Source organism: Bdellovibrio sp. ZFWA1 (assembly GCF_056175665.1).
This window is the reverse complement of the sequence record NZ_JBJKJH010000001.1, coordinates 74,171-96,038: the sequence shown is the minus strand read 5'-3', so window position 1 is coordinate 96,038 and position 21,868 is coordinate 74,171. Positions and strand designations below refer to the sequence as shown.

Sequence of the window (21,868 nt, the reverse complement as noted above, 5' to 3'; positions counted from 1 at the left end):
TTGTTTCAGAGGGGAAAGTGTGGCGCAAGGCAGAGCCTCACTTGCGTAAAAGTTTCCAAGGCGCAAAAAGAACAATCACACTGGCACTTGTAAAAGCAAAGGCGATCCATGTGCTTGGCTTGAGGTGCTCTTGAAAAAGTACCCACGCGACCATTGAGGACATGACTGGTTCGATCAGTTTACCGCATGTCATCAGATTTATATTCATATGTTTGATTAGATACATAAATAAGCTGTGCCCAAGAAGCGTGGGGATGACCACGAGTCCTGCGATGGCAAGCCAAGTCTTTTCATCATAACCGGTAAAGGGGGTGTCTTGGGCGAAAGCGATGACGCCAAACCAAAAGGCACAAACAGCATAAATGAATACGCTAAAGTTTGCATTGTCTAAATTATGACGAAGTTTTTTTCCTGAAAGTAAATACACTGAAACCAGGGCGGCCGATAGCAGCGCCATCAGATCCCCTTTTACAAATCCTTGGTCGAACTTTAACGAGTGGCTGACCAGCCAGTAGATGCCCAGAAACGCCAAGACGTAGGCACCGGCAAGGCGAAGGGTGAATTTTTCGTTAAAGAAAAAATAGGCACCGGCAGCTGTGAAGAGGGGATTTATCGAAAAGATAATCATACAGTTTGCAATGCTGGTGTTTTTTGATGCGTAGAAAAAAGTCCAAAGATGCAGGAAGAAGAATGTTCCTGACAGCAGCCCCATCCAGAGATCTGATTTTTGGGGGGCTTTAAAGATGTTGATCAAGGCCGGGCGGCGTAGGGCCCAGGGTAGAAATAAAAGGGTGCATAGGAAAAGCCGCCAAAATCCTAAGATTTCTATGGGGGCGTGGGCTAATTTTACCAAATTGGCAGATTGGGAAAGGCCAAACAGAGCCACAAAATAAAGTAGGTAATTTAACATCTGGTCAATATCTCCTGGGCCGAGGGGGGCTTGTCATCTTGCGCTATGTTAATTGTTTGAAAACAGCTCGCTTTAGGTAAAGAATAATACTGTTCAAAAAAGAACAAAATAGACTTCAAGGAGTATGGAATGAAGAAGTTGATTCTTGCCGGCGCGGGCGCAGCTTTAATGGTAACAGCTGTTTCTTGCACAAAAAAAGCAAAACTAGATAACGATAAGTCTAAAGCATCATATGCGATTGGACAGCAGATTGGTCAAAACCTTAAGCAACAAAACATCGAAGTAGATGCTGATGCTCTTGCAATGGCGTTGAAAGATGCTTCTGAAGGTAAAAACCAAATGACTAAAGAGCAGATTCAAGAAGCGATGATGAAGCTTCAAGAAAATGCGATGAAAAAACAGCAAGAAGAAGCTGAGACAAACAAGAAAAAAGGCGCAGAGTATCTTGAAAAGAACAAGTCTGCAGCTGGTGTGAAAGTAACTGCTTCAGGATTGCAATATATCGTTGAAAAAGAAGGCACTGGAAAAACACCAACTAAAGATGACGTTGTTAAATGTCATTACACTGGTACTTTAACGAATGGCGAAAAGTTCGACTCTTCTGTTGATCGTGGTCAACCGGCTGAATTTCCAGTTTCTGGTGTAATCCCAGGTTGGACTGAAGCTCTTCAAATGATGAAGGTTGGCGGAAAAATGAAGCTTTTCATTCCACCAGAGCTTGCTTACGGACCATCTGGTCGCCCAGGTATCCCACCAAATTCTGTTTTGGTTTTCGAAGTTGAATTACTTGATATCGTTAAACAAGCGAAAAAGTAATGTTTGATTTTCAAGCCGATCCTCTTCGCAATTTTGAATTTTTGTTGCAAAATGCAACCGAGAAAAAAATTGCGGAACCCATTGCGATGTCTTTGGCAACGATCGGCTCTGATTTGAAACCCTCTGTTCGAATAGTCTATTTTAAAGGACTTATTCGCGGAGGGTTTTCTTTTTATTGCAATTATAATAGCGAAAAAGGCAGAAGTATTCAGGCGCACCCTCAAGTATGTGCCAACTTTTATTGGCCTGAACTTTGGCAGCAAGTCCGAATTAATGGAACTGTTGAAAAGTTGAGTCGAGTAGAAAGCGAAGCTTATTTTGCCACGCGACCTAGATTGTCACAAATAGGCGCTTGGGCCTCGAATCAAAGCGAAGAAATTCCCTCTTACGATTATTTTGCAGATCGTGTTCAGGAATTCACGAAAAAGTTCGAGGGGCAGGATGTGCCCTGTCCACCACATTGGGGTGGTTATTTAATTCGTCCAGAAAAGTTTGAATTTTGGTTTGGCCTTACGGGGCGCCTCCATGAGCGTTATGTTTACGTTGTGAATGGGGATGGTTCTTGGCAGCGTTCTATGTTGTCTCCATAGTCAAAAACTGTCGTGGCCTTAAAAAAGGTCTAGTTTACCGGTTTTAGTCTTAATGCCTTATTAGATTTCGTAAAACCTGTGCTAAACCATCGAGCCATGAAAATGGTCGAATGTTTTTTAGTTTCAGAGCAAAATCGGGTTGAAGTGTGGGTTGACGGTCAGTTTATAGGGCGTAGAACTCCCTGTTTTGTCGAGGTCCCGAAAGGCTTACAAAAAAGAGTCGAGTTAAGAAAAAAAGGATTCGCGAATATGCGAGTCCTTCTTTCCGGTGCTGAAGAGCTTTCGTATTTTTATTTCAATCTTAAGCCGCGACCTTTAGAGCTCATCAATGGAGGGCTTGAGGAGCAATCAAATAGAACTCCGGAATCTCGACGGGAAAACTTTCTCCGTCTTCTGTGACGAAAAAATATTCTCCACGCATAGATCCAGAAGGGGATGGCAAGGGGCAAGCTGATTCATACTCAAAAACCTGACCCGCATTTATCTTCGGTTGAAGGCCAATCACCCCAGGGCCGCGAACCTCTTCGACATGGCCAAGGGCATCTGTAATCACCCAGTGACGACTCATTAATTGGGCGGGGGCTGAGCCAGTGTTTTCGATCTTAATTTTGTACGAGAAGAAATGATAGTTTTGATCGGGACGAGACTCTGAGGGAACATAGGTCACCGTCGCCGAAACACGAAATTTAGGATTCATCATTTTAGTGATAGACATATGCGAACAGGGTAGCGATTTTTGGTCTTTGCGTCAATTGGTGTCCCTTAAAGTAGCTGAAAAGTGTCTTAGAAGGGGATTACATTTTGGAACTATTTATTCAAGTTTTGTAAAGTAACAACAATGGGATAGTGATCCGAAGGCAGTAGTAGCTTTTCATCAATACTAGTCGGAATGCTATGAGCAAATCCGAGTTGGTCTTTGTATCGGTAGACCTGTACTGGAGAGGTTAAAAGCTGTTTATAAGACTTTTCCATAAAGCAAAAATCGATCTGTTTGCCATCTGTGCGAGTCCCCGATCTGACTTGGTAGAATGTGGCTCTTTCGTCTAAAGGTATCTGTTGGAGTTCAAGTACATCTTCAAGTTCTGTTAATTCATATAGAGGTTTGAATTCTTCATCAGTATGTTGTCTGGCCGCATTGCCGTTGAAATCCCCGCAAAGCAAGATGGGAATACTTGGGTGTTTTTGCTTAAGTTCCATGAAAATTTCAACCACTGCTTGAAGTTCTGCTTGGCGACGTTCAAAACCATTGGGGTCAATGCGTTCAGGATCAAGCCGTGATTTTAAGTGAGTCAACAAAAGTACACAGAAGGGGTTTGATATATCGTTGGTGAATAAGTGAAGCTCTGCGCAGTCTCGAGATAATTTATGACTACTCGTGATTTTTCCCGACTTAACTTGGTAACCATTATCGAGGCTTTGTCGTTCGTGTGGGTAGAGATAATTAATAGGTCGGTTTTTATTGGTGTGAATATCAAAGTAAAAAGGAAGATTTTTTCGAACGAGGAATCCGACATCAATATTTCGATCCGAGTTTCCTTCAATCAGAGCAGGTGAGTATTCCGAGTTTAAGAAAAGTGAGTTGAAGTTTTTGAGGGATTCGAGTCCGCCAACTTCACAGAACATAATAATATCGGCATTAATTTCATTAAGTGCCTTTGCTAATTCGAGGCATTTTCGTAATGGTTTGTTTTCGTAAACTGATGTGGAAAGCTTTTGCCACTGAGCTTCGCTTAGCTTAAGTGCGTCAGAGCTGATGTCGTGATCAAATAGCAGAAATAAGTTTTCTGCATTGATAAGACATAACTTAAGATTCATTGCATCGGTCCGTTGCATCTACTAGCTCCTTTCTTTATTGTAGGATGTGTTGCTCGGATCTCAAATTAAAAAAGGTAAAATCAGATGAAGAAATTGCAGATTAAGTCATGGATTGAACAGTTTAATAATGGAAAAAGCATTCGAAACCCTCGAGGACCAGTAGGATACCTCATTGTCTTAGGGCATGAAAGCCAAGACGTATATGGAAGACTGATTAAAAATCATGCCTTAGATTGGCAGGCCGATGCATTGCTGAAGTCTGAAAAAGACGTCGTTCATTTTACGGGTAACTATGGTCCTGTTTGGATCGTGAAGCCAAATAAGAAAAAATCTTCGGGACATGAAGGTCTTTTAGATGATTCGGCCTATTCATGGACTCGAGATCAAGTTGGGGCTTTGTTGCCGAATATTAAAAATCAACAGTTGAAGACTCTTTTTGTCGAGTTCGATGGCACGTCCGAGGTTCAAGATTTAGGCGCGCTAGTTGGGTTTGATGTTGCGACTTATCAGTATAAAAGCTTTGTTGATTCCAAACAAATCGCAGATCTTCCAGCGGTCTATATTTCTAAGGAAGATGAGGCATTGCCTAAGGATTTGTTTGTCGAAGCTAAAGCCATTGCTCGTTCCGTAAATATTGCTCGTCACCTTGTGAACCTTCCTCCAAATGAACTGAATCCAAAAACCTTCTCAGAACTTGCATCTCGTGGTTTTACCTTTGGCAAGGCGATGAAAGTTCAAGTGTGGAATGCGGCTCGCTTGCAAAAAGAAGGTATGGGGCTTCATTTGGCAGTGGGGCAAGGGGCTGCTCATGGGCCTTGCATGGTTCACTTAAAGTATCGTCCAGTTGGAGCAAAAAAGAAAAAGCCAATTGCTTTTGTTGGAAAGGGAATCACCTTTGATACAGGTGGTTTAGATATTAAGCCGTCGTCAGCGATGAGGCTTATGAAAAAGGACATGGGAGGAGCCGCTGCTGTTATGGCATTGGCTGTGTACGTTGCAGAGAGTGGATACACTCAGCCTTGTGATTTTTATTTAGCGCTTGCTGAAAATGCGGTGGACGCAGGCTCTTTCCGCCCTGGTGATATTGTAAAAGCTAGAAATGGAATGACCGTCGAGATCGACAACACAGATGCCGAAGGGCGTCTGGTGTTAGCTGACGTGATGGATGTTGCGGTTACTCAGAAAGGTGCCGACGAGCCAGAGATGATTATTGATGTGGCGACGTTGACCGGAGCAATCAAAGTTGGATTGGGTGCCGAAATCGCAGGACTCTTTAGCAATGACGATACTTTAGCCGAACAGTTAAACACGGCAGGCCAGCGAGCCGGGGATCTAAACTGGAGAATGCCTTTGTTTGATAAATACTGGGGAGCTCTGAGTTCTCATTTTGCCGAGTGTAAAAATTCTGGGGATGGATTTGGAGGTGCAATTACTGCGGCTCTATTTCTGCAGAAATTTACTCGAGGAAAGAAGTGGGCCCATTTGGATGTCTATGCTTGGACGGATAAAGCGAATGGCTGTTTGCTGAACACAGGCGGCAATGGTCAGCCGGTGCAGGCACTTATTGAATTCCTAAGAACTCGCGCATAAATTGTTGCGCCATAATTTGCTGCATTCTCCTTCGCGATAGATAGGTCTAGTCTTTTCGCGAAGGAGTTTTTTTATGAAGCGGTTGCTAAAAAGTTTTCCGATGATATATATCGGGCTAACTATCTTTTGGTTGTTTTCATTAAGTCTGGAAAATATCACTGGGGGAAGTGGCAAAATCGGAGAATTGTTAGTCCGCACCTTTGCAACCCAAATGAGTCTTGGGTGCCTTTTTGTATTCTTCCAGTTTATTATCCTTTTAGGGTTTCCAAGCTATGTTTCAAAACTGAGTAAGGTGAGTGCTCGGGTTGATGTTCTATTTCATTTAGTCATTTCATTGAACTTACTTGGTTTTGTATTGAGTTCATCTAGTGACTCCTATGTGGGACTTGAATATGCCCCGAAGAAATTTAATTTTTTTTGGTATTCATCATTATTTTTGTTGGTGGCATGGGCCTTCTTTAGGTTGGTTGTCGCCGTTAGGTTGAAGATCGCAGAAAATCTGATTCAAAAATACCTCTTGGTTTTTTACGCAATCATTGTGGGGTTGCTATCGTATATAGTAGTTATTAATGCAGTTTCATTTGTGATCGATAATCATTTGATAGTTTTATCAGTATACGCGAACAAAATGCTCTATCATTTATTAAGTGTGACGAGTGTTATTGGCCTTTTATTTGCGATGAGGCCTACGATAACTCAATTTGCATGTAGCTTCATGAACTTTGATAAGTCCCTAATATTTATTGGTAGCAGTTACTTTTTAGGAAGCTTGGGGCTTAGTATTTTTGAGTTCAATGGTGATTCGGGATTTGAAATCGTGGTGCTTTCGGGAATTCTCGGCGGCTCTTATTTGGTATTTTTTGTTTGCAGCTTAGAACTTGCAATTAAAAAAATGCTAGAGCAAAAGAGTGAATTTATTCTTTCTGGCAGTTGGATTCCTTTCTTGATGCTGCCGATTAGTTTTTTATATCTTGGCTTGCTTAGTGTCTATGGTGGGTTTACTCAAAAAATTCTGATGTACGATCAAGTGCAGCGCCTTCTGCTGTTGGTTTTTATGCCCGCTATTTTATTTTTCTATAAAGAGATTAACGCAGGTAACTCTAATGTAACAGCTTCCATATCTAGGGCCTTATTTTTTGTTGGTAGCACCGTCGTTATTTCCGTATACGTTTTGATTATTAGATTTGGTTTTTCTATAGCTACATTTGAACTTCCGTTGTTTTTGCCAATGTACAAAATTATGCTTTTGGGTTTTGGTTTTTTGATAATAGCAATGGCTATAGTTTTGTGGGATCGCATTTTGTACGAGTGGATTTAGTAATTGAAAATGAAAGATTGAATTTTTTTAGAAAAAAGGCCCGGTTTCGACCGAGCCTTTTTTAATTAAAGTGGTTTTAAATTGACACAGTCGATATTGGTTTCGGAAAACCAGCTCATAATATGCACTCGCGAGCGAACAATATTTTTTGTTTCAGGCGAAATGCTAAGGAAATAGTCGTAAGATGTCATTCCGTCTTTGTTTGCTGCAGAGAAAAACGGATTGTAAAGAATTTCATCATTGTCTCCGTATATTTCATTTCCGTAGCTTGTTCCGTTGATATTCTCTACGCAAGTTTTTACTTTTGGATATTCGGCACGGTGGTTGTTTGTTACGCGCGAGTAAAGAAGAACGGGGTCTTTAGAGATCTTGTCGGTATTATGTAAAAATTGTGCCGAGATATTTTTGCAGAAGTGGCCTCGAGCCGGTGCGTCTTCAACCAGGTCAACGCGTACATAACAAATATTGCCCGTTGCGTGTTCATTCACTTCCTCTTGGCCCACAAACATTTGATCGTTTTCAGTGTGAAGAGTATGTGCTTGCGCGCTAAGTGCGGTAAATAAACTTGTCATAAGTAAAATAGATTTCATATGTTCCCCTTGTTGTTTTTTGGAATGGAACATACCTATCAAAGCTTTTTGAGAAAATGCATGCCGCAAAATGAGGCGCAGCTATTCGTTGCAGTGGCTAGTTGCCGGAAATCTCGAATACTGAAATAGAGCCAGAATTTGAAACCGAGTTATTACCACTTGAGTCTAAATCGTGCCGAGGACTTCCCACAATAAGTGTATTACTTGTGCTGGCAAGCGATGAACCAAAACCACTATTTGCAGTTCGGGCTGACGAAATAGAAGGGGTGAGCTTCAGTTTCGCTTCGTAAACGCCCGAGTTTAAGCGATATACGTAAACGGCCCCAGCTCCGGTAATAGAATTACTACCATTTTTATCGGTGCTTACGCCAGGCGCGCCGATGAATAGACTTGCACCATTAGCAGCTATGCTAAAGCCAAACTCGGCAGCGTTTTGCAGTGGCTCATTGTTGAAATTATCCATTGCAAGAGTTTGTGCGTGTTCGTACTGAGCGGTGACCGAGTTGTATTTATAAACAAAGACTCGGCCTTGAGCGTTTTGAAAACCCGGACTGCCAACGAAGATGAAGGCGTCTTTTACCAGAACGCTGGATCCAAAAAAACCATTGGCTGGCCAGTTCCCTGCGGTTCCGGCACTTGCTACACTTCCGTCAAATTTTAAAATGCGGTCTCCAAATAGGACGTTTTGTAAAGTTGCCGTGGTTTTCGTGTAGTTGTAGACCCACACGCCGCCAGCATTCAGAACACTTTGAACATTATCGGTGGCTTTTCGAGCACCCACGGCTAGGACGCCGTTGGCGGCGCTTAGAGCTGAACCAAACTCCATATCAATCGTTTTCAAGGTACCAGCATCAATTGAAAATTCCTGATTGTAATTAGAGTTTATAAGATCGATGGATGCGGAATAGACTTTTCCATACTTATTTGCTGAGCCCAGTTTATGAGCTGTTGCACCGATAAATAGATTATCTAAAGATGGAAAGGCCAAGGTAGAACCAAATCGGCTTTCGATACTATCCATGTCGTCGACAGGTTGTATTGCGAAAGGATAGGGCAGCATTTGAATACTCACATTTCCCATCTCTTGGTTACTATTGTAAGGAGAATTAAACCATTGAAGCATTCCGGGACTTCCAACAGCTAAAACCCCTGACTGAGACGCCATGGCGGTTCCAAATCCTAAGCCTGCACGACGATAGTTTCCATCGTGGTAAGCCATGGCCCCAAGGGCCTCTAAGTTTTGCGAGGAGTTTTTTTTGTAAATTTGGATAGTGCCAGCGCCGGTACGATTTTGAGGTGGCGAATTTGAAGGGAAGACACCATATTCATTGCCGGGAGAGGATACGTAAATAAAGTTTGAGCTTTCGTCGATACTAATTCCGGATCCGAAAAGATAATTTGTTGATACAGATCGTCGTTCAAGTCCAGCACTTGCTATTGTTTGTAGAAAGCTTTCCGTGCTTGCTGAAATTGAATATCTTGCGATCGAACCGGGGTTTTTATCGAACAGGTCTGATTGATACTGATAAATAAGAAGTTCATTGTTCAGCGTATGGAGTCTTTGGCCAAAGTATTGAACCAGCTTCGGATTTGATGGGCTGAGAGTTCTGGTTAGCGCAATCGTACCATCATTTTGGATTGCATAGACCGAAATTTTACCAGATCCTCCGCTGACGTTTTGTTGGGATCCAATAAATAACTGTTGGCCAATAATGGCTAAACTAGTTCCGAACTGAGAGTTTGAAGCAGCATTCGTGCCCTCAAAGTATATGCCTGCAGAATTCCAAGCTGATCCGTTGTATTTAAATGTTTCGACGGATCCTTCACCCCAATTTGAGCCAAAATAGTCATTGCAGCCTACGGCAAGGAATGTCCCACTGACAGAGAAATCATTTCCGCAGGATCCTCCGACTTGAGTGGTGGCTATAGGCGCATGGGCTTGAACCCAAGTCGTGCCGTTGTACTGATAAGAAAATATTTTTCCGGGAATGCCATTATTACTTTTTGCCGAGGCATACAAAAGGCCTTGATCGAATTGAATACGGCCTCCGAAAAGAGAATAATCATTGCTGTCAGGAGACGTGATGGTCGTATTATGAATCCAATTTGTTCCATTAAATTCGTAAAAATAAAGAGCGCCTTGGCCAGAGCCTGATGTTGTGCCTTCAGATGCTACGACTAAGTGGTTCCCGCTGTGGCGTAAATTTACACCAAAACCCATCCAACTTGCTCTTGCGCCAACAGGAGCTTTTAATTTGCTATGAAATTCGAATTGACCATTGGAAGAGTTTTTTCTAAAAACGAAAGCAGCGCCAGTTGAACTGGCTTCAGCAGTTGAATTGTTGACTTCGGTGCTGTCGCCATTTGATCCGACGAAAAGCCAATCGTCGTCAATGCTCACTGAAATACCAAAACTTCCGTACATTTGTAGGCTTGGGTGGCGAAGCGTTTGCGCGATATTAAATTTTCCTTGGGCATCTTTTTGAAAGATGTAGGTCACTCCGTAGTAAGCGCTTCCACTAAGATCTACAGGAAGAGTTAAAGGAGCTCCAGCGCCTCCCGCTGCTACATAGGAACCACTAGGACTTATTGAAAAAGAAGTTGAATTAAATCCGCTGTCAGCGGACTTCATGTAGAATTCAAACGAAGCTTTTTGAGTTTCTGAAATCGAGAATCCTGTAGGATTGCTCGGCAAAGTTGAGGGCTGATCTTGTGTGGAAGCTAAATCAGTGATGGACATATCTAGCGTACATCCCATTAAACCATGAGAGATAATCGCTAGAAGAGAAAGCTTGAGAAATACCGAAACTATCCGTCGATTGCTGTCCATGATTTCTTGTCGGCTTTGGATGTGAAAGTCTAAAGAAGAAATGCCGAATATGAGACATATTTACATCAAAAAGCGCAATTAATAGGGCATCTCATACGAATTAATAACAGGCGTGTTTACAATTGATCGCCTTAATAAGAGAACACTGGATTCATCCAATGCCACTAGCGCCCAAGTAGCTGGAGGGTATTGGTTTCTAAAGCTCGAGGCTTGGTCTTCCGAGGGACGTAAATCCAGAACTGCTTGAATGCTTAGATCATCTAAAAAGTGCGTCCACTCTTCTGATGTTTTAATTTCTTGAAGGCGAGCTTCAAGCTTTAAAAACGGAGTCTCGCGAGAATCGATGAAGACTTTATTATAAGGAACTTTCCAGGCTAAATAAGAGCCAAAGTTGTAGTGATTCATTATCGGCCCGTCGATTTTGTGATTTAAAATAAAATCGACAGTATCAATAGGCAGTATATTTTTATCGAAGCCCAGGCCCCAACTTCTTGGGGATAGCAGATTTAAAGTGGCTAAATAAATAGTTAGAGCAAAGACCGAAGCATACCTGAATTTTTTAGACGCTATTTCAAATGTGAAGTTCGAAAAAAGAAAAAGTCCAAGGTAGGGAAGTGCGCGGACTCTAAAAAAGGAAATTGCTAAAAGAACAAACAGAAATGCTAATTTATTATAATTCTTATGTCGCTTGCATTGGTATATTTTATAAAAGGCCAATGGAAAAAGAAGCAGTACTGAAATTCCGAACCGAGATGGGTTGAGGTGGTTCCAGGTTAAAGAGCCAAGTTCAGGGTTGTCGGTAAGACTGGAGTGGACCCATAAAACTTCAATTATAGAGAATTTCAAGGGACTGATAAAGATGATGAACGGAATAAATACACAGAGAGCATATAGAGGAAGAAATTTTTTTTGAAACTTATCGTAGGGGCGAGGCCAAAGGCAGCATAGACTGTATAGAACCCCAATCCATGCAGTTCCGGCATGGAGTTGGGACCAAATAATTAACAAAAAGACGTGAATAAAGGCTTTCAATTTGATTTTTTGAAGCTCGAGATATGGTGAGCAAAGAATCGAGAAGACTACAAAAGCAAAGAGTTCGGATCGAAGTTGAATTCGGGGCCAGATGCAAATGAAACAGAGAAGTACTATTAGAGTACTTGAAAGAATATTCGAGTGGGGAAGCAATTTGCGATGATTGAAGGATACAATGGACAGTAGTAAAAATACCAGGATCGCACGAATCAGAGGTAGGTTTTCAGTTCCAATTGCGTTGGCAAAAAAATGCAATAAAACTTGTGATAGCCACTGGTGATTGAGCCATGGTTCGCCCGACGCGGTAAAACTCCAAGATTCGACTAAACTTACTTGTCCAGTGTTGATTATTTCTTGTCCAGCTTTTAAAAGATAAAAAAGGTCATTCTCAAAAAGTGGCCAAACACAGGTGGCTGCCAGCAAAAGGGGAACGAGCCAAATAAGGACAGGTGAAAGATCTTTTTTAAGGCTAAAGCCTTTGAATAGGTCCATCGAATTAAACTTTATATTTTTGCTTAATAAATTGAACCAGTGAGCTAGGGACCAGGAGTTCCCATTGCCCATTTCTTTCTTCAATGAGCTTCATGACGTCCGCGGAATGATGATAGTCCGCCGCCTCGTCGCAACCTGAAATATCAACGATCTGGTTGTTTTCGATGAAGTACGAGTAAACGTGTCGTAAATGAGGCGACGGGAAGAAGCTCTTGGCGGTTAAACAGAGCATCGAGTTCTTGTGGGGATAAATGTAAAGTTTGGTTTTATCATCAAGCAACTTACCGAGGCCTTCGAGAAGTCCGCCTTCCAAGTCACGGTAATGATCTTCATTGAAGAGTTTATTTAGATGATTTGCGCCAACCACCAATGCAGTTTGGTTCGAATTATAACGTCTTAAGAATCTTTTCAAACCGTAAAATAAAAAGAAATTTGAAATTAAAACGTGATGCCCGAGTTTGCATAGCATTTCGACTCGAGCAAGAAAGTCTTTTTCGTTGATATGTCCATCTTGTTGAAGATTGTGCATGGTCAGTTCCATCATATGCAAGATTGGAAGCTTTTCATCGCCATTCGCTTTAGTGGCAATTTCGGCTTCTAGCTGACTCAGTCCTTTCTTCATCACATCTTCGTGGGTGACTGTAACGGGTCTAAAGGTGCCCCTTTGAATAAGAAGATTCTTTTTGTATATAGCGTCAGCTATGTTCATGATCTCCATATCCGGAGAGAATAAAATGCACTCTGATAGGCCTCGGCGTACAAGTTCTAGATTTACCAGGCGATGGTCAAAATGGGCCATGTCAGGGCCATGAAATTTGATGACGTCTATGACAATCTGGCCCTCGCGAAGATTTTCGGTTAAGCGAGGAACGAGTTCGTCTTGAGAATTCAAGTGGTGAAAGGCTGTGTGAATTAAATTAACCCCTAAAATTCCAAGGGCTTCTTGTTGTTGAAGACGGTATTTATCCAACATTCGAACATGCAGAATTATATCGTTAAAAGGCCCGTTGGGCGTTTTCTGAAATCGCAGTCCGAGCCAGCCGTGGCTTTGTTTGCCAGACTCTGGAGTGGCTGTAGCCACGGTGTCGGCAAAAGCAAAGAATCTGGTTTCGTCGCCGCGTTTTTCGGCAAGGCGATCCACCAGTAGAGAATACTCATGTCCCAACATTTTTTCGACGCGGCTTTCACAGACGTAACGACCATTTGGTTCGCGTCCATAGATTTCATCACTTACAATCATGTCGTAAGCCGAGATCGTTTTTGCAATTGTTTGTGAGGCTTTACCTGCTTGGAAAAAAAAGCGAGCCACTTCCTGGCCTGCTCCAATTTCTGCGAAGGCACCATAGATGCTTTGATCTTTGTTTATCTGAAGAGCTTTTCCATTGGTTGTGCGCAGGCCGATAGGTGACTCGATCATTTGTTTTCTCCTTCAGGAGTTTTTTTGTCGACCTTTACCCACCCCGTAATTGCAAGGCTCATTGCTTTCTCGATGGGGATGTCAACGCGCTCGATTTGCGAGCGCGGAACTAGGAAAGTGAAACCACCCAATCCGTAACTGAATGGTATATAAACGGCAACGCGATCTGTCGCATACTTTTCAATTCCAGGAACATCGACGAAGACGTCGCGGGTAACAAGTCCAAGAGCTTTGACGCCACCATTTCCGGCAATATCAACAAAGACCACTGTTTTCATTCCCTCGGGACCGCCACCTTTACTGAAAAGGTTCATGACGTCTCGAAGTGGGGAGTAAATGGCCTTGATAAATGGAACCTCGGTTAGCTTCTTTTCGATCTCATGCATGAGACCGGCGGTGATGAAGTTGGTTAGAAGCAGGCCGAGTAAGAAAATAATAAGTAGAGTTAAAAGTATTCCTAGGCCGGGTATGTACACAGGAAGGATCTCGCGTAAGGCGTTTCCAAAAATATTATCAACACCCCTGATGCCACCAATAATAATAAAGATGGTTAATGCTAAAGGAATGAAAGTAACAAGTCCTCGAAGAAAAATCTGCTGTAGGCGTCTCATAGTTGTCCAGTGTTTCGTTTGAATACTAATCTTATTTATCGAAATTTGTTCCCGAGTTTTTAAGTCCAGAGCGAATGAAAAAAAAGCTCAAAAATCCTAAAATGATACAGGAATCTATTTAATTAAACCAGACTTCGGGCCGATAGAGAACAAGTTAAAAAGGGAGACTGTGGTGCATCGATCAAATAGCACTTTAAAGGTTTTATTGTTTCTTTTCTGTCTTCAGCTCTATGTGCCCATGGCCTCAGCGACTCCTGAAGTCGTTCCGGGCGAATATTTGATTAAATTCAAAGCAGGCCCGTCCGCGGTCGCGGCATCGTCGAAACTCTTGGGGAAATTAGGTGAAAAAGCGTCCTTAAAGGCTAGTTTTGGTCATTTAGGCATGGCCCATATTGCCCTGAAACCCGAGGTCAATATCGAAGAGATTGCCCAAGATCCAGATGTTGAATTTATCGAGCCTAATTTTGTACTTCGCAAAAATGATGGCGACGTCGGGCAAATCCAATCCGTGATGTCGCGTGAAGAAATATCGGCAGCTAGCTATCAGTCGGGACTTGGTTTCACTCAATCTGGCAATTCTTCTTATCAATCGTCAGTGCAATCTACGTGGCCTCAGCTTTTGCCGGTCAGTGCCGGTAAAATCATCGTGGCCGTCATTGATACGGGGGTAGATCGAACCCACTATTTGTTTAAGCCGGCTAAGGCGAACTGTAATGTAAATGTCGATTTATCATTTGGCAACGCGGCCCTTTGGCGCAACTCCTCTGAAGTGGCTGGCAATGGCATTGATGATGATGGCAATGGCTTTATCGACGATGTGAATGGATACAATTTTATTTCAAACTCTGGGAATGTGATCGACGATGACGGTCATGGAACGCATGTGGCAGGGACTGTTGTTGGAGCTGCCGTCGATATCATTAATTCGTGTAACGAAAGCCCAATTCAGATCATGCCTTTGAAGTTTTTAGATGCTTCAGGTGCGGGCTCTACTTCTAATGCTATTCGCGCTCTTTATTATGCAGTCCAAAACGGTGCAAAAGTAATCAATAATTCATGGGGAGGGCCTTCTTACTCGCGTTCTCTACATGATGCCATGACTTTCGCTTATAATCATGATGTTGTGGTGGTGACTGCGGCCGGAAATAATGGTCAGAACAACGACTCAGTCGCCATGTATCCTGCGAATTACGATATCCCGTCTAATATATCGGTTGCCGCTGTTGAAAACGACAATTCGATCGCGTATTTTTCGAATTATGGGAAGGCGAAGGTCTCGGTAGCGGCCCCTGGAGTGAATGTTTATAGTAGCATTCCTATGAGTATGGGTGCTTTCGGAATGTCATCGGGTACGAGTATGGCTGCGCCTTTTGTTGCGGGTACGGCGGCGTTGCTGCTTCGTGAAAACGCCAATCTAAATAGCTATGATATCAAGAACATCATTATTCAAAATGCGAATGTAATCAGTGGACTTTCTCAGAAGGTTTTTTCTTCTGGTGTGGTCAGCTTGTCGCGATCGATCTCGGCAGCTCAATCAACAATGTCGTTAATGAGTACGAAATCTTCTTTGCCTTCGTACACTCCATCATACCAATCGGAAAGATCCCCTGCATCTTCTGAAGAGAAGACCGTCGGCGGTTGCGGGCTGGTTGCAAGTGTAGGACAGGGTGGTAGTGGTGGAGGCCTGGGAGCAATTTTAGGATTGTTGTTTTTGCCTTTGGCAGCTTGGACGTATTTGCGAACGAAGTCCTCAACGTCGTCGTCGGATCCTCGGCGTCGATTCGAAAGATTCCGAATGAACTCGTCGGTTAAATTAAAAGTGGGCGACCGCGAACTTGAGGGGACAGTGAACACAATTTCTGAAGGAGGGCTCTCTTTCAATGTTGATCAGGCCCTAGAAAAAGGTGGAATTGTTACCATGCGAATCTCGAGTCCTGATGGTCATGAGACCGTCGAGGTTCAGGGACATATTGTTTGGTCCGAGAAGAACCAAGCTTATGGAGTTCAGTTTGATCAAACTCGGGAGGGCGTAATGGCCATGATTCGAGATTGGTCACAGAGCTTGCTAAAAGCTTAAGCTTCTAAAGCAAGACTCCGGATAGAATCCAGCTGGCCAAAGTAAAATAAATAATAAGCCCCGTAACGTCGACAAGCGTTGCTACGAACGGCGCAGAAGCAGAGGCGGGGTCAAAGCGCAGTTTTCGAAGAATCAATGGCAGCATTGAGCCGGAAATGGATCCCCATAAAACAACACCAAAAACTGCAGTGGCCACAGTCGCGCCGACCAACATGTAGTGAGGACCGTACAGTTGCTCTCGCGTCGGCCAAAGAATTATTCGAGTGAAGCCGACCGCTCCTAAGATAAATCCTAAAGCCGATCCAGCGATCAATTCACGTTGAACAACGCGCCACCAATCTTTAAGGCGAACCTCTCCTAATGCCATGGCCCGAATAATCAAAGTTGAGGCTTGCGAGCCCGAGTTTCCACCGGATGAAATAATTAATGGAACGAAAAGTGCTAATACGACGGCTCGTTCGATTTCGTGTTCGAAGTGAGCCATTGCTGTTGCTGTGAACATTTCACCGATAAATAGGACCAACAGCCAGCCTGCTCGCTTTTTGATCATTTCAAATAAAGAAATCTGCAAGTAAGGGGCATCTAAAGTTTCAACCGCACCCATTTTTTGGATATCTTCAGTGGCCTCTTCTTGGATGGCATTTGCAACGTCATCGAAGGTCACGATCCCCTTCATATGCCCTTCATCGTCAACGACCGGCACGGCCATCAAGTCATGTGTTTGAAATATCTTTCCAATATGTTCTTGATCCAGATCCACGTGGACTTTGATCATATCGGTTTGCATGATTTCGTGAATTTTCTTTCCAGGTTGGGCTGAAAAAAGCTCCCGGAAAGAGACCACGCCTAAAAGAGTTTGGTCCGTATTTAGAACGTAACAATAATAGATCGTTTCTATATTTGTCTTTGCTTGAATTCGCAAGTACGAGATGGCCTCGTCGACAGACATATCTGGACGAAGGCGAACGAAGCGGGAGCTCATCAAGCCCCCGGCATTGTCTTCTGCGTAGGCCAAGAGTGCGGTGACCTCGCGTCGAGTTTGAGGGTCTAGCAGAGCTAAAATTTCATCGCGAGAGTCTAGTCCCATTTCTTGAATTAAATCGGCAACATCATCAGGAGCCAATAAGCGAACCCAAGATCTTTTTTCAAGGGCCGAGGCTTCCTCAATAAGTTCCGCTTGATCATGTGTTTTTAAGCTTAGGAATAGTTCTTCCGCATCGGTACGGGGTAACTCTGCAAAACGAGATCTGCGCTCGGATTTAGTCAAAGCCGACCAGGTGTCCATCAGGGAGTGAATTTCATTTTGCTCTTGAGATTCTATGCTATCGATTTTTTCGTCTTGCATATGGCCTCCCTGTTGGATCTTTGTAACCTGAAATGGGGAGGCCTTCAACCCTGAAATGAGGGAAAATATTTATTAATGTCCAAGGTCGTTGGAATCTGCGAAATTTTCAAAAGCTTGCAGGACCTCCGATGTGGGGCCACACATCTTTAGCTCGCCCTGATGAATCCAAGCGATGCGATCGCACTTCAATAGAGTGGTTAAGCGATGGGCTATAATAATCTGAGTTTTTCCTGCAAAAAACTCTTCAGTGGCTCTAACCAGAATCTCTTCGGATTGCGGGTCTACGGAACTGGTTGCTTCATCCATGACAACCACTGGACTGTCTTGCAATAGACAGCGTGCCATACAAAGAAGTTGTCTTTCCCCAAGTGAAAGGTTTTTGCCTCGTTCTTCGATTTTCATCTGCAAACCACGTGGGTGTTTACGCACCCATTCACCGAGCCCGACTTTATCCAGAACTTCAAATAGATGTTCATTGGAGATTCTATTTTCGATGTCCAAATTATCGCGAAGGCTTCCTAAAAACAAAATGGGCTCTTGGGAAATAAACGAGATCGAACGCCGATACAGTTGCAGGTCCACTTCATTGGGTTGAATAGGGGTCGTCAGATCTGTCTGTGGGGTAAGTCCATTAAGGAATACCTTGCCTTGAGAAATCGGGTACAGATGAAAGAGGGCCTGAATTAAAGAAGACTTACCCGAGCCTGTTTTTCCGATAATGCCCATTCTTTCGCCAGGTTTTATGTCTAAATTTATATTTTTTAGAACCCATGGAAGTTGTTCTTGATAGCGGAACCAGAGATCACGAATCTGAATGCTTGCGGCATTTTCTGCGATTAATCGATGTCCAAAGAGTGTTTCCTCTTCAAGCTGTTTATAGCGAGGATGAGGTGTCATAAATTGTGAACTTGCTGGGAGCTTTGCGCCTGGCTCTAGTTCTTTTTGGATGTAGCGATCTAAGCGTTCTAGGCCAATAATGGCTTCCTCAAATTGAGTGAGCCACTCAAAGAACATTTGAACAGTGTTTCCAGATAGAGTGATAAATGTAAAAGCAACTCCCACTGAGCCCACGGAAGCCCAACCATTTTGAACCATATAAAAAGCCATAACTCCTGTGGCCAAAAGCAGTAAGGCTGTTAGCATATTCATTTGTAACGAAAAACCTAGAATTGCGGTCGTGGTTTTAAGCTTTTGATCTAGTAAGTATTGATCCAGTTGTGTGAATCTTTCCGTGAAGGACTGGCTACGCCGAAATGAGCGGATGGTGCTCGCGCCTTGGGTGGTCTCTGCAAAATGGGCAATAGATGGTGAGCGACTCGCCGATAGGTCTCGGCGCATGCGACGGAGCTTTTGCTGATTTAATTTATAAACCGCGTAATTTAAAAGGGCTATTAGAACAACTGTGAATAGGTAAAATGGGCTGGCGATCGCAATTAAAATCACCATCATAGTAAGGTCAAAGACAATCGAAACAAATTCTGCTAAAGGCCCGCCAAACATTCGGAATATGTTGCCATAGTCACTAGAAAAGCGAGTGATGATTCGGCCGGCTGGGGTGTTGTCGAAGAAACTCATTTCGTAGCGGCTAGTTCTAAGAGTCGTTTCATCGTAGATGCTAGAGATAGCTCGAGCTGATAGACGCGAGAATATGACCCTGAATGATAGCGTCGTTAAGAGTCCCATTAACGTCATCGTTAGCAATGTAAAGACGAAGTCCAGTTCTTTGAAGCCTTCAAAAAACGAAGGAATCGGTTTGCAGAGTGTCCCTTGGCAGTATGAGTCCACCCAATATCCGATAACGTTGGTGTTGCCCAAAAGTAAAGTACGACCGCAGATCCCAAGAACCAGTACCAAAAGAATGCGTCCCATGAACGGACGATAAGCGTGATAAAGTGTCGTGAAGATTTCCTTTCGAAACTCTTGTTGGCCTTCGCTTTCTCCATCTGAAAGATGCCGAGGTTTAACCAAATTATTTTTTGCCATGCTGGACCTCGGCGTTTGTTGAGTGCTGCTCGACTTCGTTGGAAGCGACACTGATTGTAAATTCTTGGAAGTCTTTATTGGAATTCAATAGTTCGGAATAGGTTCCCTCTGCCATCAACTGTCCTTCTTTGAAGAAAAGAATTCTATCGACCTGCGGGAGAACTGTGAGTCTGTGAGTCACTAGAATTCTAGTTCGATCTTTCCAGGCACCTTTGGTTAGTTGTTCTAAAAGTTTATGTTCGGTTTCTATGTCAACCGCACTGAGGCAATCATCAAGTAATAGAATTGGAGCCTTCTCAAAGTGAACTCTCGCTAAACTGACTCGTTGTCGTTGTCCGCCGGAAAGATTGACTCCACGTTCTCCAATTTCGGTGTTTAAACCCGCGGCGACCCTTTCACTATCCAAATTGAACTGTGCTGTAAGTAGGGACTCTTCGATTAAGGGATCTTGCTCTTGCGAAATATCATAGATAAAGGCTACGTTTTCACGGAGCGTGGCGCTCATGATAAATCCCTCTTGAGGAACGTAAGCAAATTGAGACCTTAATTGATCTTGATTGTAGCCGTTATACAAAATATCACTTGCTTGATAGTGATCGAAGTGAGCGCCAGTTTCACCAAGTAAAGATAAAAGAAGCATCGACTTTCCTGAACCGACTTCACCCACAATGGCCACAAATTCATTTCTTTTAATGTCAAAATTGATATTTTTTAAAATACCTCGATTGCCAATGCGAAGCTGAAGACCTCGGACGCTGAGGATGCTATCTGCTTTGGTCTGGTGATTTAAAGGTAAATTGGTAGCTGGGTAGTGAGGTATCTCGTTTTTGATGTCTAAAAAATTCTGCAGTCTTTTTAATGATGTCCACGAGTCGAACGCAAACGTGAAAAACCAGGGCATTTGTCTGAACGGGCGAGTTAAAAAGACTCCAACAATCCATAACAGGGCTAGAAGTTCTCCGGGGGTGACTGATTTTTTACTGAACAAAATCAAAGTTAAGAGTGCAGCTACGTTTAATAAAAAAGTGACCGATGACGAAAGTGAATTCATGATCTGACCATTTGTGACCATGCTGATCCTGTTAAGGGTTTCGACTTCACGTTTTTGAAAAATCTTTTCTTCGAAGTACCGAGTCCAACCTAAAATTCGGATGGTGCGAATGTTTTGAATCCATTCATTAACAAGGCCAATGCGTTCTCCGGCGAGTTGTTTAAAGCGGAAGAAAAAGCGAGATTGGCGAAACGCCATGAAGCTATTTAAGGAAATAAGCAGGACCATGACACCGACGATCGGCAATATCGAAATATCAAACAACAGGCTTAGGGCCACAGGGGCGAGAATAAGAGGGAAAAGTGTCGAGGCGCCGCTGGGCAGAGTTTGATCCAAGAAAACGGTTGCGCCTGGAACATCTTGAGCATAGAGCTGGACGATCTCGCCAATCGGGCGGTGAGTCATTGTGTCGACTCGAAGGCTTAATGTTTTGTCGTAAACTTTTTGTGCGAAAATTCTTTGCATTAAAAAAGATTCTCGAGATCCCAACCAAGCTGTCAGCTGTTGAAAAATCTGCCCTAGTAAAATGCATATAAAAGCAAGACCAATAAAACCCAGCACTGGAAATTCGGCAAAGAAGTGTGCTGACCATGGAGTGACATGATTTGTAAGGCGATCTACGAACTCTTTTTGAAAGAATGGACCAAGTAATCCCAAAATTGCGGTAATTAGACTGCTTAAGATAATAAGCAGTCTCCATTCGATCCGAGTAAAAAAAACTTCTCTTAAAAGTGAATTTGGTTTCATAGGTCCGTTCTAAACCAGCCAGTTAGGCTGCATCTTTCGCGATGACTTGTTAATACTTGATGTGGGAATAAATCGCTTCTAAAAAGAATCAAAGTTCCTAGACGAGGCTCTACTTTGAATAGCTCCCTGAAGGGAGGCTCGGAGGCATGCACTTGAAGCTCGCCGCCTTGGCCATTCTCCCAATGCGGATTTAAATAGAGGACAAAAGTGATCCGGCGTTGCCCCAGTCCTTTGTGGTTGTCCCAGTGCATTTCATATCCAGCACCGGGAGGGTAATATGCAAAATGAGCTTCAAATTTTTTTAGGCCTAAAAAAAGCTGTTGGTTGAGTTCTTGACGAATTTCTTCTAGTAAATTCCATGCCTGGTTTGATGCGGCTTCTTCGCCAGATTGATTATCCAACCAGTGAATGAAGTCCCCGCGAATGTCGGAGCGAACTTGCTTCGAGCTTTGGAAGCCAATAGATGCTTTAGAGAGGGCATTGTTGTTTTTGAGCTCGATGAGCTCTTCGTGCAATCTTAAGCAAAGCTCTTGAGGAAATAGCTGTTTTTGGATAGAGAAGCCTTGGGTGCTTAACTGATCTGCAACCTGATCGAAAATAACTTTAAGCATTGAAGATCGGGCTTCTGCTTGCATTCGTTCGGGCTTCCTTTCT

The 21,868-nt window shown here is 43.2% G+C and carries 17 protein-coding genes; 5 read left to right on the top strand and 12 right to left on the bottom strand.

The genetic code is table 11. From position 1 onward, the window contains the following. Nucleotides 1-37: 37 nt before the first annotated feature. Nucleotides 38-910 carry a DMT family transporter gene (locus AC04MN_RS00425; RefSeq protein WP_475381213.1) on the bottom strand — a complete coding sequence of 291 codons (873 nt, stop codon included), beginning with the start codon at nucleotides 908-910 and terminating at the stop codon, nucleotides 38-40. Between the two features lie 129 nt (nucleotides 911-1,039). Between AC04MN_RS00425 and AC04MN_RS00420 the strand changes: the two genes are divergently transcribed. Continuing rightward, nucleotides 1,040-1,726 carry an FKBP-type peptidyl-prolyl cis-trans isomerase gene (locus tag AC04MN_RS00420; RefSeq protein WP_475381212.1) on the top strand — a complete coding sequence of 229 codons (687 nt, stop codon included), beginning with the start codon at nucleotides 1,040-1,042 and terminating at the stop codon, nucleotides 1,724-1,726. After that, entirely contained in the window at nucleotides 1,726-2,316 is a 591-nt protein-coding gene (pdxH, locus tag AC04MN_RS00415) for a pyridoxamine 5'-phosphate oxidase (RefSeq protein ID WP_475381211.1), read from the top strand. The genes AC04MN_RS00420 and pdxH overlap by 1 nt, the downstream gene beginning before the upstream one ends. Before the next feature lie 325 nt (nucleotides 2,317-2,641). Here the strand turns inward: pdxH and apaG are convergent, their stop codons facing one another. Beyond that, nucleotides 2,642-3,031 (bottom strand): Co2+/Mg2+ efflux protein ApaG, encoded by a 390-nt coding sequence (gene apaG / locus AC04MN_RS00410; protein WP_475381210.1) that lies wholly within the window; start codon nucleotides 3,029-3,031, stop codon nucleotides 2,642-2,644. 92 nt (nucleotides 3,032-3,123) lie between these two features. Continuing rightward, nucleotides 3,124-4,149, bottom strand: coding sequence for an endonuclease/exonuclease/phosphatase family protein (locus AC04MN_RS00405; protein WP_475381209.1), 1,026 nt, complete (start codon nucleotides 4,147-4,149; stop codon nucleotides 3,124-3,126). 66 nt (nucleotides 4,150-4,215) lie between these two features. Between AC04MN_RS00405 and AC04MN_RS00400 the strand changes: the two genes are divergently transcribed. Both AC04MN_RS00400 and AC04MN_RS00395 read left to right on the top strand, forming a co-directional pair. Then, nucleotides 4,216-5,721: a leucyl aminopeptidase family protein gene (locus tag AC04MN_RS00400; protein WP_475381208.1), complete on the top strand. Its 1,506-nt coding sequence runs from the start codon at nucleotides 4,216-4,218 to the stop codon at nucleotides 5,719-5,721. Between the two features lie 73 nt (nucleotides 5,722-5,794). Continuing rightward, the gene (locus AC04MN_RS00395; protein WP_475381207.1) at nucleotides 5,795-7,039 is read left to right on the top strand and encodes a hypothetical protein; all 1,245 of its coding nucleotides are present in this window, start codon (nucleotides 5,795-5,797) and stop codon (nucleotides 7,037-7,039) included. A 65-nt stretch (nucleotides 7,040-7,104) separates the two neighbouring features. Here the strand turns inward: AC04MN_RS00395 and AC04MN_RS00390 are convergent, their stop codons facing one another. From AC04MN_RS00390 to AC04MN_RS00370, 5 genes are all read right to left on the bottom strand, one after another. Next, the gene (locus tag AC04MN_RS00390) at nucleotides 7,105-7,629 is read right to left on the bottom strand and encodes a hypothetical protein (protein WP_475381206.1); all 525 of its coding nucleotides are present in this window, start codon (nucleotides 7,627-7,629) and stop codon (nucleotides 7,105-7,107) included. Between the two features lie 97 nt (nucleotides 7,630-7,726). Next, nucleotides 7,727-10,459: a hypothetical protein gene (locus AC04MN_RS00385; RefSeq protein WP_475381205.1), complete on the bottom strand. Its 2,733-nt coding sequence runs from the start codon at nucleotides 10,457-10,459 to the stop codon at nucleotides 7,727-7,729. Nucleotides 10,460-10,537: 78 nt separating this feature from the next. Continuing rightward, the gene (locus tag AC04MN_RS00380) at nucleotides 10,538-11,983 is read right to left on the bottom strand and encodes a hypothetical protein (RefSeq protein WP_475381204.1); all 1,446 of its coding nucleotides are present in this window, start codon (nucleotides 11,981-11,983) and stop codon (nucleotides 10,538-10,540) included. Nucleotides 11,984-11,987: 4 nt separating this feature from the next. After that, complete coding sequence (locus AC04MN_RS00375; RefSeq protein WP_475381203.1) at nucleotides 11,988-13,400, bottom strand: hypothetical protein; 1,413 nt, start codon at nucleotides 13,398-13,400, stop codon at nucleotides 11,988-11,990. Then, nucleotides 13,397-14,011, bottom strand: a complete 615-nt coding sequence (locus AC04MN_RS00370; protein WP_475381202.1) for a DUF502 domain-containing protein — start codon at nucleotides 14,009-14,011, stop codon at nucleotides 13,397-13,399. The genes AC04MN_RS00375 and AC04MN_RS00370 overlap by 4 nt, the downstream gene beginning before the upstream one ends. A 172-nt stretch (nucleotides 14,012-14,183) precedes the next feature. Between AC04MN_RS00370 and AC04MN_RS00365 the strand changes: the two genes are divergently transcribed. Then, nucleotides 14,184-16,088: a S8 family serine peptidase gene (locus AC04MN_RS00365; protein ID WP_475381201.1), complete on the top strand. Its 1,905-nt coding sequence runs from the start codon at nucleotides 14,184-14,186 to the stop codon at nucleotides 16,086-16,088. 4 nt (nucleotides 16,089-16,092) lie between these two features. Here the strand turns inward: AC04MN_RS00365 and mgtE are convergent, their stop codons facing one another. From mgtE to AC04MN_RS00345, 4 genes are all read right to left on the bottom strand, one after another. Further along, nucleotides 16,093-17,433: a magnesium transporter gene (gene mgtE, locus AC04MN_RS00360; protein ID WP_475381200.1), complete on the bottom strand. Its 1,341-nt coding sequence runs from the start codon at nucleotides 17,431-17,433 to the stop codon at nucleotides 16,093-16,095. A gap of 72 nt (nucleotides 17,434-17,505) precedes the next feature. Continuing rightward, nucleotides 17,506-19,416 (bottom strand): ABC transporter ATP-binding protein, encoded by a 1,911-nt coding sequence (locus AC04MN_RS00355; protein WP_475381199.1) that lies wholly within the window; start codon nucleotides 19,414-19,416, stop codon nucleotides 17,506-17,508. Continuing rightward, nucleotides 19,403-21,214, bottom strand: a complete 1,812-nt coding sequence (locus AC04MN_RS00350) for an ABC transporter ATP-binding protein (RefSeq protein WP_475381198.1) — start codon at nucleotides 21,212-21,214, stop codon at nucleotides 19,403-19,405. The genes AC04MN_RS00355 and AC04MN_RS00350 overlap by 14 nt, the downstream gene beginning before the upstream one ends. Next, nucleotides 21,211-21,849: a 2OG-Fe(II) oxygenase gene (locus tag AC04MN_RS00345; RefSeq protein WP_475381197.1), complete on the bottom strand. Its 639-nt coding sequence runs from the start codon at nucleotides 21,847-21,849 to the stop codon at nucleotides 21,211-21,213. Before AC04MN_RS00345 ends, AC04MN_RS00350 begins: the two co-directional genes overlap by 4 nt. Nucleotides 21,850-21,868 lie beyond the last annotated feature (19 nt).

Coding starts and splice junctions, on each gene's coding strand:
- AC04MN_RS00345 (WP_475381197.1), bottom strand. CDS start 21,849: ATGCAAGCAGAAGCCCGATCTTCAATGCTTAAAGTTATTTTCGATCAG.
- AC04MN_RS00350 (WP_475381198.1), bottom strand. CDS start 21,214: ATGAAACCAAATTCACTTTTAAGAGAAGTTTTTTTTACTCGGATCGAA.
- AC04MN_RS00375 (WP_475381203.1), bottom strand. CDS start 13,400: ATGATCGAGTCACCTATCGGCCTGCGCACAACCAATGGAAAAGCTCTT.
- AC04MN_RS00395 (WP_475381207.1), top strand. CDS start 5,795: ATGAAGCGGTTGCTAAAAAGTTTTCCGATGATATATATCGGGCTAACT.
- pdxH (WP_475381211.1), top strand. CDS start 1,726: ATGTTTGATTTTCAAGCCGATCCTCTTCGCAATTTTGAATTTTTGTTG.
- AC04MN_RS00425 (WP_475381213.1), bottom strand. CDS start 910: ATGTTAAATTACCTACTTTATTTTGTGGCTCTGTTTGGCCTTTCCCAA.
- AC04MN_RS00400 (WP_475381208.1), top strand. CDS start 4,216: ATGAAGAAATTGCAGATTAAGTCATGGATTGAACAGTTTAATAATGGA.
- AC04MN_RS00380 (WP_475381204.1), bottom strand. CDS start 11,983: ATGGACCTATTCAAAGGCTTTAGCCTTAAAAAAGATCTTTCACCTGTC.
- mgtE (WP_475381200.1), bottom strand. CDS start 17,433: ATGCAAGACGAAAAAATCGATAGCATAGAATCTCAAGAGCAAAATGAA.
- AC04MN_RS00390 (WP_475381206.1), bottom strand. CDS start 7,629: ATGAAATCTATTTTACTTATGACAAGTTTATTTACCGCACTTAGCGCG.
- apaG (WP_475381210.1), bottom strand. CDS start 3,031: ATGTCTATCACTAAAATGATGAATCCTAAATTTCGTGTTTCGGCGACG.
- AC04MN_RS00405 (WP_475381209.1), bottom strand. CDS start 4,149: ATGCAACGGACCGATGCAATGAATCTTAAGTTATGTCTTATCAATGCA.
- AC04MN_RS00370 (WP_475381202.1), bottom strand. CDS start 14,011: ATGAGACGCCTACAGCAGATTTTTCTTCGAGGACTTGTTACTTTCATT.
- AC04MN_RS00385 (WP_475381205.1), bottom strand. CDS start 10,459: ATGGACAGCAATCGACGGATAGTTTCGGTATTTCTCAAGCTTTCTCTT.
- AC04MN_RS00420 (WP_475381212.1), top strand. CDS start 1,040: ATGAAGAAGTTGATTCTTGCCGGCGCGGGCGCAGCTTTAATGGTAACA.
- AC04MN_RS00355 (WP_475381199.1), bottom strand. CDS start 19,416: ATGGCAAAAAATAATTTGGTTAAACCTCGGCATCTTTCAGATGGAGAA.